Origin of the sequence: Subsaxibacter sp. CAU 1640 (assembly GCF_023156585.1) — a bacterium.
Classification (GTDB): Bacteria; Bacteroidota; Bacteroidia; order Flavobacteriales; family Flavobacteriaceae; genus JBPOFM01.
The window spans coordinates 37,726-50,079 of sequence record NZ_JALNMI010000005.1 but is presented as its reverse complement, the minus strand read 5'-3'; the positions used below and the strand labels follow the sequence as shown (position 1 = coordinate 50,079).

The window sequence follows — 12,354 nt, the reverse complement described above, 5'->3', positions numbered from 1 at the left end:
GCTTCTAAACATTTTAAATTATTTTTGACCAATATTAAATTGACGACTGATGAAAAAAGTATGGATAGCCCTTTTTACGATTTTTACCCTGACCTCTTGCGCTGAGTTGCAAGGTGTGGTCGATTCGTTGCCACAAGGAGGAATTGTGTTGAGCAATGCAGAGATTGCAGCGGGACTGCGCCAAGCCCTTGACTTTGGGATTGACAAACAGGTAAGCAAGCTGACCCAAACGGATGGGTTTTACAGAAATGAATTGGTAAAAATTCTTCTTCCTTCCGAACTTCAGAAGGTTGATAAAGGTCTGCGCGACATTGGGCTTGGCAATCTTGCCGATGAAGGTCTCAAAGCCTTGAACCGAGCTGCGGAAGATGCCGTAAAAGAGGCGACACCTATTTTTGTGAATGCCGTAAAGGAAATCACGTTTGCAGATGCCAAGAATATCTTGTTGGGCTCTGATGATGCGGCGACGCAATACCTCACAAGCAAAACACAAACAGCTTTGTATGACAAGTTTCATCCTGTGATCAATAATTCGTTTGCCAAAGTAGGCGCCGACCAAATTTGGACGAACCTTATCAATAAATACAATGCTATTCCCTTCACCAATGATGTGAATCCTGACCTTACCGATTACGTGACAGGTGAAGCTTTGAAGGGCGTCTATACGATGATAGCCGTGGAAGAGAAAGAGATACGCACCAAAGTGTCTTCTAGAACTACCGATTTATTGAGAAAAGTATTTGTGTTGCAAGACGGTAAATAAAAGACAATCAATTACAAAGATGATTATCTAACCTTAATCCAAAGCTAATGTTTACATAACATTGGAAATAGATTTATAACGCATCTTTGCAGTGCCAAGAAAGAACATACACATCTTTAATTTGGATTAGCAAAAGTTAGTTGGAAATCGGCTCATGGGGATGGGTCGATTTTTTTTATGAACATATTCGATTTTTAACTTGCTCTTTAATAATATTTTAGATATATTTAATTTTACAAAGTTGTAGCTATGGTTTTCAACATAACTAAAATTTTGCGTTGACCTTGTAAATGGACGTGTTCCATTATGTTGAAATTATAACCATCAATTAATAGCAAATACCCTTGATGAAAACATTGTCTGAAATAAAAGAACATCAGTCTAAATTACAACGACGCTACAAACAACTTGTAGAGCAAGCTTACAACTTTCGCCAAACCGATTCTGCATTGAGCGACCTTTCTGAATTCAAAGCCATCAAACTTTTGAATAAGCTCAACCAATTGAAGTTTTTGAATCGTGATACGCTGCAACAAAAGACCAATTAAAATTTATCATTTAATTAACTTAAGTCGCTAGACTAAACTGCATTAATCATTCGTATATACAGTTTAATATGGATGATTATGAACACACATTTTTGCAAAGTAGGCAAAACCAAGTTAGGATTAAGCGAGGTTTTGAATCTTAAGGAATTAGAAATTAACTACAAAAAGTTTGTTGAAGAAGCTTATAATTTGATACAAACAGATGCTGGATTGAGCGACTTTTTGTACCACGAGGCTTCAAAGTTGAAGAAAACTATCTTGAATTTGAAAAAAACTCTTTCAAAGGACCTTGATGCAGCGATTTAAAGTAATGAAAGGCTTTGAGAAGACGTGTTCCGTACCAAGAGAACATTTCTCCGTCAACAACTAACACTTTTGCGTTGGGAAAATAGGTCCCAACTTCATCCATATGCTTTTCACTGAACGGAAAGGGTTCACTCGAAAGCAACACTAAATCTGCCGTCTCATTTTTAACTTCCGATAACTCAATTTCTGGATAACGTGTTAGTTCACCGAAGTAATTTTTGAAATTATTCAACTGTAACATCGTATTGATGAAGTTGTCGCTAGCAGCTACCATCCAAGGATTTTTCCAAATGAAATATGCTGTTTTCAATTCAGAAGTATTGCTGATAAAGTTTTTAAAATCATCATACTTGCTTGTTATTTCTGAAATAATTTGAGAAGCTGTTTCCTCTTTTGCAAACAAGTTGCCATACATTTCTATCAATTCCAAACAATTTTCAATCGTATAAATGTCACTGATGTGAACAGGTGCAATTCTTTCAAGTTCGAGAATCATCTCTTTGGTGTTCTCTTCCTTGTTGCATAGAATGATGTCTGGCTTCAATTCTTTTATCCTATCAAAATGAACATCTTTTGTACCGCCAACAATCTTCTTTTCCTTTCTAAAATGAACAGGATGCACACAGAATTTGGTGATGCCCAGGATGAAGGATTCCAGACCCATATCATAAAGCAATTCCGTTTGTGAAGGCACCAAGGAGACAATTCGCTTTGGAGTTGCGTTTATTTGAATTGTTCTGTTGAGTTGATCTTTCATAGTTTACAGTCACAGTCGCAGTCATCAGAAGGCATTATTTAGACTTTTTGGTCAATAAAATCGCCATTTCTTTCTGTAATTCTCCTGCTTTTGAAGCTGCAGCTTGTGCAAAATCCTCTTTACTGGACGCATAGATAATCCCTCGAGAAGAGTTGACCAATAACCCTATATTCTTGGTCATACCATACTTACAAACATCTTTCAAACTTCCGCCTTGCGCACCTACACCAGGCACCAAAAGAAAACTATCTGGAATCAGTTTTCGCACCTGTTTCAAATAGCTGGCTTTCGTAGCTCCCACAACATACATAAGGTTTTTGGAGTTCTTCCAGGTTTTGGAGGTCTTGATGACTTCACGATATAAAAAGTTTCTATTGACACGTTTGGTTTGAAAATCGAAAGCACCTTCGTTGGACGTCAAAGCCAACAAAATGGTATGCTTGTTCTTAAACACAAGAAAAGGTTCCACAGAATCTTTACCCATATAAGGCGCCACTGTAACACTGTCAAAATCCAAATCTTGCAGGAAGGCTTTGGCATACATACTGCTGGTATTGCCGATATCGCCTCTCTTGGCATCTGCAATGGTAAAAATCTCTGGATGCATCACATTAAGGTACATTATTGTTTTTTCCAAAGCTTTCCAACCAGCCAAACCTTGTGCTTCGTAAAAAGCGATATTCGGTTTGTAGGCGACTGCCAAGTGATGTGTGGCATCAATAATTTCTTTATTGAACGCAAACATCGGATCCTCTTCATTTAATAGATGCGGTGGGATTTTCTCTAAATCGACATCCAAACCGATGCATAAAAAAGATTTCTTTTTCTTGATTTGACTGATGAGTTGTTTTGTAGTCATAAGTTATAAAAAAAGCCTCAAAAGAGGCCTGATTGTTTAAATGATATCGGTGTTTGCTTTTAACAATTCGGTATTTTCTGCCAACATTAATTCGTCAATAATTTTTTGAATATCGCCATTCATAATGTTCGCCAAATCATACAAGGTCAGTCCAATACGATGGTCTGTGACACGCCCTTGCGAATAGTTATAGGTTCTGATTTTCGCACTTCGGTCGCCTGTTGACACCATACTTTTACGCTTTTCTGAATCGGCAGCGAGTTTCTTTTCAAGCTCTAACTCATACAACCTTGAACGTAATACTTTTAATGCTTTTTCAAGATTTTTGTGTGATGACTTTTGGTCTTGGCAACTTACAATCATCCCTGTAGGTTCGTGGTGTAATTTGATGGCAGAATAGGTCGTGTTGACACTCTGACCACCAGGACCTGTAGATGTAGTGCGCTCGATACGAACATCGGCCATATCCAGTTCGACATCAAATTCTTCCGCTTCCGGCAACACAATTACTGTTGCTGCACTGGTATGCACACGTCCTTGAGTTTCCGTTTGAGGTACACGCTGTACACGGTGTACACCTGCTTCAAACTTCAAGGTTCCGTACACATCTTCACCATTTACTTCAAAAATCATCTCCTTGAAACCTCCAGACGTTCCTTCGTTGAAATCTACGACCTCAACTTTCCAGCCTTTGCTTTCGCAATATTTGGTGTACATTCTATATAAATCTCCAGCAAAAATACTTGCTTCATCACCACCTGTACCTGCACGAAGTTCGACCACAGCATTCTTCGCATCTTCAGGGTTTTTGGGAATCAACAAAAATTTGATTTCCTCCTCAATTTTAGGAATGGCTTCTTCGGCTTCCTCATACTGCATTTTCGCCATTTCCACCATTTCTGCATCGCCACCTTCTTTGATAATGTCTTCTGCTTCCTTCAGGTTATCCAACAATGTTTTGTATTCATCGCGTTTATCAACCAAAACTTTCAACTCTTTATATTCTTTGTTGAGAGCGATGTAACGTTTTTGGTCGCTGATGACATTGGGTTGAATAATTAAATCATTCACCTCATCGAAACGTTGCTTTACTATATTTAATTTATCTAACATTTATGCGTTTAAATTGTGCTGCAAAAATACGATTATTTCTTTGAAAGAATCAATAGTCATCGTTTCTCTCCAAAATGGAGTTTTGATCAGGATTACTGATTTATTGAACAATCCCATAATTCAAAATAATTGTGAATAATTCACGTTCTCAACTTATGTTGCAACGCTTTGAGGCCATATTACTTTTTTACAAACCATTTGCCGTATGGTCTTTTGCCGTTAATATCCTGAATGTTATTTTTGGACCAAACCTTGCCACCGCTATCTTTTCAAAGCTAATATTGACCTTGTTTTTATATTATTTCATTAATGAAACAAATGGACAGCAGAAACTCATCTTTTATAAAAATTTAGGTATTTCGAACCTTCGATTATTTGCATCCCTATTCATCATAGACGTCATTATAACCATTATATTTATATTCATAATGCAAGAGTTTATATGATTTTAGAGATTGACAGTGTCGAATTAAGTTTTTCGAATAGAACAATTCTCAACGGAATTTATCTTAAAGCCGAAACTGGCAAAGTCACTGGAATCCTTGGAAGTAATGGCTGCGGAAAAAGCTGTCTGTTATCCATCATTTTTGGATCACTTCAACCTAAATACAAATCCTTACGATTGGATGGAAGGATTGTGACAAAACCTCTTTATTTAGAGACTGTTGTGAATTTATTGCCTCAACATAAATTGGCGCCAAAAAACATCAAACTCAAAACCCTTTTTAAATTATTAAAAGTAGATTTTACTGAATTTACTGACTTTTTTGAATCTTTTGCGATCTATTGGAATAAAAATGTTAAAACACTTTCGGGAGGTGAACAAAGAGTTTTGGAAATCTTTTTAATGTTAAAAATGACAAAGGAAATTGTTTTGCTTGATGAACCGTTTTCGCACATTGCACCTATATATATAGAAAACATCAAAAAGTTAATTGAGCAAGAGAAACAGTCAAAAATAATCATCATTACTGATCATTATTATAAAGATGTTTGTGATATTTCTGAAGAATTGTACCTTTTAAAAAATGGTGCTACACATCAAATTAAAAATTTTGTAGAACTTGAAAATTATGGGTATCTGAAGTCTAATCCTTTTTAAGATGAATTAGAAATCGACCACAACTCCTATTCCCAAAAGTTGTTTCCATTGTATCTTTGCACCTTCCATCACTAGTTCCTCTTCTTCATTTTCAACTTCGGCAAATGTTTTTACATCGTTATCATACCTTACATGTGAACCCAATGTTGCTTTTACGTATTGATTCACCTTAAAATTAAAAATTACCTCCCAGTCTACGTCAATATTCCCGAAGCTGTTGATATAATCCGAATAGAAACTTGCCCTATTTCTAACTAAAACATTATCAAAAACTTTAGTTTCGAATTCGTTGGTCAATAGCATTCCTATTTCGGTTCTTACTCTCTCGCCTTGTTTAATGATGTTTCCTTCACTATCTACCACAGCCTTTCTAACCCCAAAAGATCCAGCGTTTGATAAATCTTTATCCAAAACAAATGTAGATTTAAACGTCAGTGGTGAGAAATATGTGGAAAATTTATCTATGTTTTTTCCATACTCAACTCCGCCTCCAATGAATAAATAACCTGGTGCCATAAACCTAGATATAGGTGTAGAACGATTAGGATAATTATAGCCATTTGTGAATTGGGTCTTAAAATTAAATCGAGAAGAGAAAAACCAATTGCTTTCGCTGTCTTTTTGAAAACCAACTGTTGATATCAGTTCCAATTCATCACTAGTTTTGCGCAGCTCTTGTTCTTGTTGCTTATTTATTCCATAATTCACAATAGCCTGGCTCTTCCATTTAAATAGTCCGTATTTGTAATTGAGTTCTGATCTGATGCCCATTAATGCAGAAATGGAGTTACTGCCTCCAGCATTCCAATTCACAAACGTCACTTCATTGATATCCAAACCTACTCTGTGCTTTAAATCCCATTTCGGTATAGTATCAGCCGCCTTTACACGCAACATATAACCATTTGCATTCGGCATTTGAAAAATTTGACTATTTGAGAGTTGGAAAGAAAATAAAAGAGTAGCAATAAAAAGAAATCTCATAAAATTGATGGTTGAAAAGATTGAAATCTATTTAATATTCAAATGTTCCAAACTCACTTTTGATGGTCAATTTCTTTTGGTTCGATGCCTCAACCCTGCCTATAATTTGAGCTTGAACGTTAAATGATTCAGAAATGGAAATAATATCTTCCGCAACAGATTGCGACACGTACAGTTCCATACGATGTCCACAATTGAAAACTTGATACATTTCCTTCCAATCTGTATTCGATTGTTCCTGAATCAGTCTAAACAACGGTGGAATCGGCAACATATTATCTTTTACGATGTGCAAATTATCAATAAAATGAAGGATTTTAGTTTGAGCTCCTCCACTGCAATGCACCATACCATGTATGTCTTTTGAATTGTATTTTGACATTATTTTTTTGATGATTGGCGCATAAGTTCTTGTAGGTGACAATACTAGCTTACCAGCGTCAATAGGAGAACCATCAACACTATCAGTTAATTTTACATTTCCAGAATAAACTAACTCTTTAGGTACCGAAGCATCGTAGCTTTCTGGAAATTTTTCAGCAAGGTAATTGTTGAAAACATCATGCCTTGCAGAAGTTAAACCGTTGCTTCCCATACCTCCATTATATTTCTTTTCGTAAGTAGCTTGACCTGATGACGATAATCCTACGATAACGTCACCTTCTCTGATATTGGAATTATCAATGACATCACTTCGTTTCATTCGCGCGGTCACTGTAGAATCAACAATAATTGTTCTTACCAAATCACCCACGTCAGCAGTTTCGCCACCTGTTGAATGAATTGTTACGCCATATTCTTTTAACTCGGATATTAATTCTTCAGTACCATTGATAATTGCAGAAATCACTTCGCCTGGAATCAAATTTTTATTTCTTCCGATGGTCGAAGACAACATAATACTATCCGTTGCACCAACACATAGCAAATCATCGATGTTCATAATGAGCGCATCTTGGGCAATCCCTTTCCATACAGAAATGTCTCCCGTTTCTTTCCAATACATATAAGCCAAAGACGATTTAGTACCTGCACCATCGGCATGCATTATCAAACAATAATCATCATCATTTGTTAAATAGTCGGGAACGATTTTACAAAATGCTTTAGGAAATAGGCCCTTGTCAATATTCTTTATAGCGTTGTGGACATCTTCTTTTGAAGCAGAAACGCCTCGTTGCGCATAACGATTGCTTATATTTTCGCTCATAACTGGAGTTATTTTGCAAAAATAGGAATAGTAAACTAGTTATCTAGTAAAATTTGATTGGAATTAATGATAGAAGGCTGGTCTTTCAAAATTCTATTTTTCTTTTTTTCACCCCCAAAATAATAGTTGAAACCAAAGCCAATTCTAAAGTAAGTATCATCTGAAGCACCTGCAATTAGCCCATCAAGTTCATCACTCAATACATAATTGTAATCGGTATATAGCTTTAGACCAAAACCTTCTACCAACATATATTCTATGCCACCTCCTCCTTGAATTTTCATAGCTGTTTGTTCAAAGTAATTTGCTGCGTTATAACCTGCTCCAGCAAATACAAACGGCGAAAACCTATGATGAGGCATTAAAGTAGACTCCAAATTGGCATCAAATGACATAAAACCTTCATTATAAACATCTTTATAAGCTAAATTAAATTTATTGTAACTCACATTGAGGTTTAAATGAGGGAATAAATATCTCTTATAACCTAAATGAAAATAAATTTCAAATATCGGATCAACAAGATCGCCATTGAGAATTGAAGTTCCAGCACCTGCGTCAAAAGCATTGGTGCCTCTCAATTCATAAAATTCAATTTTCTTTTTTCTTGTATAATTGGTAGCTTTTTGAGCGCTCAAGTCGAAGTGAAAAAATATAATAAAGACCAAGGCGACAATTTTGCTTATTAAGCCGTTTGCTATCATCAATTTTATCGTTAATTAAACATATTATAACCAACAACTAAATAAAAAATCAATGTTCATCTTTGGGGAAAAGCTCGACAATATAACAAATTAGTTATCAGTCGATTGATTTTTTAACAATTTTTAATTTTCATTATATAAAAAAAGACAAAAGGATATAAAATTCTTTTGTCTTTTTGAGTTTTCGGGACTTAACATCAAATGATATAGTGACTTTCCAAAAACTAATGTAAACGGTCAAAAATCATTCTTAAGCCTGAAACACTTTGTCCACTTTGTTAGCCACTGTATCATGCGATACTTTATCTTTAGCGATTTTAGTATTCTGCATTGAGAATAGCATAGTCGCAAAAGCCAAAGCCGCAAGGCTAAGAAGTAACTTTTTCATTTTAAATAGAGTATTGATTAATAGCACTACAAATGTAATAAATTAACCTTCCGCAGATATTTGAGCAGCCTTCTAATTTTTAACTTTTCGACTAGTTGTATTATTCTCTTGACGAAATACAAGATTTCACTTTGTTATATACGTAAAACTACGTAGGTTTTATTGAGGATTTTGCATAGTCATTAAAAAAGTCTCTATAAAATAGAGACTTTTTGAATTAAATATTGGTGAGATTATCGAGTAAATAACAACTCTCTATATTTTGTCAATGGCCAAAGCTCATCGTCAACCAATAATTCTAACTTGTCACAATGGTAACGAATATCATCAAAAACAGGTTTAACTTTGTTGCAATAATCCAAAGCTTTCTTACTAATATCATCAACAGTATTGGCTTTTTTACGCTCATTGATCAACTTCGTAACATTGGAATTAATTGATTCAATATGTTCTGAAATTTCCTGAATGAGAATCAATTGTTCCTTTGCATATTTCTTGAAATCAGCGCCATAGATTTCCTTCAAACCTTTAACGTTCTTTATCAAGATGTTTTGATATTTGACAGCCGTAGGAACGATGTGATTACGTGCAATATCGCCCAAAACTCTGCCTTCAATCTGTATGCGCAACACATATTCTTCCATCTCTATTTCGTATCGTGCTTCAGACTCGACCTTGTTCATCACTCCTAATTCTTCAAAAAGAGATAATGCCTTTTTTGAAACCTTTGCTTTTAATGCCTCTGGAGTTGTTTTGTTATTGCTCAAACCTCGTTTTTTGGCTTCTTTGTGCCATTCATCACCATAACCATTGCCTTCAAAAAGAATGTTTTTCGATTTTTTGATATACTCTCTCAAAATATTGAAAATAGCATCATCCTTCTTCATATCTTTTTTCTCAACAAGCGTATCCACTTCTTTTTTAAAGTCTATCAATTGCTTCGCAACGATTGAGTTTAAAACCGTCATAGCATTCGCACAATTGGATTTTGAACCCACAGCTCTAAATTCAAATTTATTTCCTGTAAATGCAAAAGGGGATGTTCGGTTTCTATCAGTATTATCCAACAAAACATCTGGAATTTTACCAACAACATTCAATTTTAGATCTGTTTTTTCTTCTGGAGATAATTTACCCGAAGTAACGTTTTCCAATTCGTTAAGCACATTTGTCAACTGCTCTCCAATAAACACTGAAATAATTGCTGGAGGTGCCTCATTGGCTCCCAAACGATGATCGTTACTGGCAGAAGCAATAGCTGCCCTTAACAATTCTTCATTGTCATTAACCGCCTTAATAGTATTGATGAAAAAAGTCAAAAACTGAAGATTGCTCATCGGTGTTTTCCCTGGACCCAACAAATTGACACCAGTATCAGTACCCAAACTCCAGTTATTGTGTTTACCAGACCCATTCACGCCCGCAAATGGTTTTTCGTGAAACAACACCTTGAAATTATGTCTATCGGCAATTTTATCCATCACATCCATCAACAAGGAGTTATGGTCAACAGCCAAATTAGCTTCGTCATATATAGGTGCTAACTCAAATTGATTTGGTGCTACCTCATTATGTCGTGTTTTAACAGGAATTCCCAGCAACATACATTCTGTCTCCAAGTCTCTCATATAAGCCAACGCTCTACTTGGAATTGAACCAAAATAATGATCATCCAGTTGTTGACCCTTCGCAGGAGAGTGTCCAAGCAATGTACGGCCTGTCAATACAATGTCAGGTCTAGAATTAGCCAATGCACTGTCAATCAAAAAATATTCTTGTTCCCAACCTAAAGAAGCATTCACTTTTTTGACATTCTTATCAAAATATTTGCAAACATCCACTGCAGCAGAATCAACAGCTTGCAAAGCTCTCAACAAAGGTGTTTTATAATCCAATGCTTCACCTGTATAAGCCACAAAAACTGTTGGAATACATAAGGTCGTACCATAAATAAATGCTGGAGATGTTGGATCCCAAGCGGTATAACCTCTCGCCTCAAAGGTATTTCGAATACCTCCATTTGGAAAACTTGAAGCATCAGGTTCTTGCTGCACCAATTGACTTCCTCCAAATTTTTCTATTGCCAATCCATTACCAATTGTTTCAAAAAACGCATCGTGTTTTTCTGCAGTGGCACCAGTCAAAGGTTGAAACCAGTGCGTGTAGTGGGTTGCACCTTTAGAAATAGCCCATTCTTTCATTCCGGTTGAGATATGGTCTGCCACGATTCGGTCTATCTTGGTACCGAATTGATTGGCATCCATTACACTTTTATAAGCCTCTTTGGTCAAATATTGACGCATCGTTGCCTCATTAAAAACATTTGAACCAAAAATTACAGAGCGACGTTCATTTTCATCGATATGAATTGGTTTATGATTAAGTGATTCTTTAATTGCGTGAAAACGTAAAGTTGACATATTCTTATTTTTATTAATTTAATTCTGCAAAAATACAATTTAATACACCCAAAACTAAATTATCCCTATATTTTTTGGGGTATAAACGTCTGTTAATAACATTTTATCTAAAATACCCCTATTTTTTTTGACCTGATTTGGAAATTGATAATATTTGCGATGTTAAACTAAACCTTAAAATATGAGCAGGTCAAAATTAGAGTACATTTGGTTGGATGGTTACTTTCCTACCCAAAATATGAGAAGCAAAACTAAAATTGAAGAGAATTTTAGTGGAAAACTGGAAGACTGTCCTATTTGGTCTTTCGATGGAAGTTCTACGCGTCAAGCAGAAGGTGGTTCTTCAGATTGTTTGTTAAAGCCTGTCGCGATCTATCCAGATCCAGCTCGCGAAAATGGTTATCTCGTTATGAATGAAGTTTTGAACCCTGATGGAACGCCACACGCTTCAAATGGAAGAGCCACTATAGATGATGATGATAATGATTTTTGGTTTGGTTTTGAGCAGGAATATTTTATTATGGACAATCAAACCTTATTGCCATTGGGTTTCCCAATAGGTGGATATCCAGCACCTCAAGGCCTGTACTATTGCTCTGTAGGAGGAAAAAATACACACGGAAGAGAATTGGTTGAGCGTCACGCAGATATGTGCATTGCCGCAGGATTGAATTTTGAAGGTATCAACCAGGAAGTTGCTTGCGGACAATGGGAATTTCAATTATTTGCCAAAAGTGCCAAACAAGCTGGTGACGAATTATGGGTAGCTCGATATATGCTTGACAGATTGACCGAAGATTATGGTTATTATATTGAATACCATCCAAAACCATTAGGAAAAGATATGGATTGGAATGGTTCTGGAATGCACGCAAATTTTTCGAACAGTACATTGAGAACTTGTGGATCAAGAGAAGTATTTGAAAAAATCTGTGAAGCGTTTAGACCGGTCGTGAAAGAACATATTGAAGTTTATGGTGAATTTAATGATCAACGTTTGACCGGCAAACACGAAACGGCTTCGATACACGATTTTAGCTATGGTGTTTCTGATCGTGGAGCTTCTATTAGAATTCCTATCATCACTGTAGAACGAGGCTGGAAAGGTTGGCTAGAAGATAGACGACCTGCATCTAATGGTGACCCTTACAAGATTGCCAGTCGTATTATTAAAACTGTAAAGTCTGCCAAAGCTTAAAC

Annotated in this window: 13 protein-coding genes; 5 read left to right on the top strand and 8 right to left on the bottom strand. The window is 35.9% G+C overall.

The window, feature by feature from the left end; translation table 11 throughout:
• The first annotated feature begins 49 nt into the window (after positions 1-49).
• From M0G43_RS12520 to M0G43_RS12510, 3 genes are all read left to right on the top strand, one after another.
• Complete coding sequence (locus M0G43_RS12520) at positions 50-763, top strand: DUF4197 domain-containing protein (protein ID WP_248026920.1); 714 nt, start codon at positions 50-52, stop codon at positions 761-763.
• Between the two features lie 347 nt (positions 764-1,110).
• The gene (locus M0G43_RS12515; protein WP_248026919.1) at positions 1,111-1,311 is read left to right on the top strand and encodes a Lacal_2735 family protein; all 201 of its coding nucleotides are present in this window, start codon (positions 1,111-1,113) and stop codon (positions 1,309-1,311) included.
• 78 nt (positions 1,312-1,389) lie between these two features.
• Positions 1,390-1,617 (top strand): Lacal_2735 family protein, encoded by a 228-nt coding sequence (locus tag M0G43_RS12510; RefSeq protein WP_248026918.1) that lies wholly within the window; start codon positions 1,390-1,392, stop codon positions 1,615-1,617.
• Here the strand turns inward: M0G43_RS12510 and M0G43_RS12505 are convergent.
• The 3 genes from M0G43_RS12505 to prfA are packed head-to-tail and all read right to left on the bottom strand — an operon-like array spanning position 1,565 to position 4,346.
• The gene (locus M0G43_RS12505; RefSeq protein ID WP_248026917.1) at positions 1,565-2,374 is read right to left on the bottom strand and encodes an ABC transporter substrate-binding protein; all 810 of its coding nucleotides are present in this window, start codon (positions 2,372-2,374) and stop codon (positions 1,565-1,567) included. The genes M0G43_RS12510 and M0G43_RS12505 overlap by 53 nt on opposite strands.
• 34 nt (positions 2,375-2,408) lie before the next feature.
• Positions 2,409-3,233, bottom strand: coding sequence for an orotidine-5'-phosphate decarboxylase (gene pyrF / locus M0G43_RS12500; protein ID WP_248026916.1), 825 nt, complete (start codon positions 3,231-3,233; stop codon positions 2,409-2,411).
• A 36-nt stretch (positions 3,234-3,269) separates the two neighbouring features.
• The gene (prfA, locus tag M0G43_RS12495) at positions 3,270-4,346 is read right to left on the bottom strand and encodes a peptide chain release factor 1 (protein WP_248026915.1); all 1,077 of its coding nucleotides are present in this window, start codon (positions 4,344-4,346) and stop codon (positions 3,270-3,272) included.
• A 442-nt stretch (positions 4,347-4,788) separates the two neighbouring features.
• On the opposite strand from prfA, the gene M0G43_RS12490 reads away from it, so the two are divergent.
• Complete coding sequence (locus M0G43_RS12490) at positions 4,789-5,448, top strand: ATP-binding cassette domain-containing protein (protein WP_248026913.1); 660 nt, start codon at positions 4,789-4,791, stop codon at positions 5,446-5,448.
• A 6-nt stretch (positions 5,449-5,454) separates the two neighbouring features.
• Here M0G43_RS12490 and M0G43_RS12485 read toward each other — a convergent pair whose 3' ends face one another.
• The 5 genes from M0G43_RS12485 to M0G43_RS12465 all read right to left on the bottom strand — a co-directional run bounded on the left by M0G43_RS12485 (position 5,455) and on the right by M0G43_RS12465 (position 11,154).
• Positions 5,455-6,432, bottom strand: coding sequence for a DUF3078 domain-containing protein (locus M0G43_RS12485; protein WP_248026911.1), 978 nt, complete (start codon positions 6,430-6,432; stop codon positions 5,455-5,457).
• 31 nt (positions 6,433-6,463) lie between these two features.
• The gene (locus M0G43_RS12480; RefSeq protein WP_248026909.1) at positions 6,464-7,642 is read right to left on the bottom strand and encodes an AIR synthase related protein; all 1,179 of its coding nucleotides are present in this window, start codon (positions 7,640-7,642) and stop codon (positions 6,464-6,466) included.
• A 35-nt stretch (positions 7,643-7,677) separates the two neighbouring features.
• Complete coding sequence (locus tag M0G43_RS12475) at positions 7,678-8,310, bottom strand: Curli production assembly/transport component CsgG (RefSeq protein WP_248026907.1); 633 nt, start codon at positions 8,308-8,310, stop codon at positions 7,678-7,680.
• 286 nt (positions 8,311-8,596) lie between these two features.
• The gene (locus M0G43_RS12470) at positions 8,597-8,734 is read right to left on the bottom strand and encodes a hypothetical protein (protein WP_248026906.1); all 138 of its coding nucleotides are present in this window, start codon (positions 8,732-8,734) and stop codon (positions 8,597-8,599) included.
• 233 nt (positions 8,735-8,967) lie between these two features.
• Entirely contained in the window at positions 8,968-11,154 is a 2,187-nt protein-coding gene (locus tag M0G43_RS12465; protein ID WP_248026904.1) for a glutamine synthetase III, read from the bottom strand.
• Positions 11,155-11,335: 181 nt separating this feature from the next.
• On the opposite strand from M0G43_RS12465, the gene M0G43_RS12460 reads away from it, so the two are divergent.
• On the top strand, positions 11,336-12,352 hold the full coding sequence (locus M0G43_RS12460) for a glutamine synthetase beta-grasp domain-containing protein (protein WP_248026902.1): 1,017 nt from the start codon (positions 11,336-11,338) through the stop codon (positions 12,350-12,352).
• Positions 12,353-12,354: the final 2 nt, after the last annotated feature.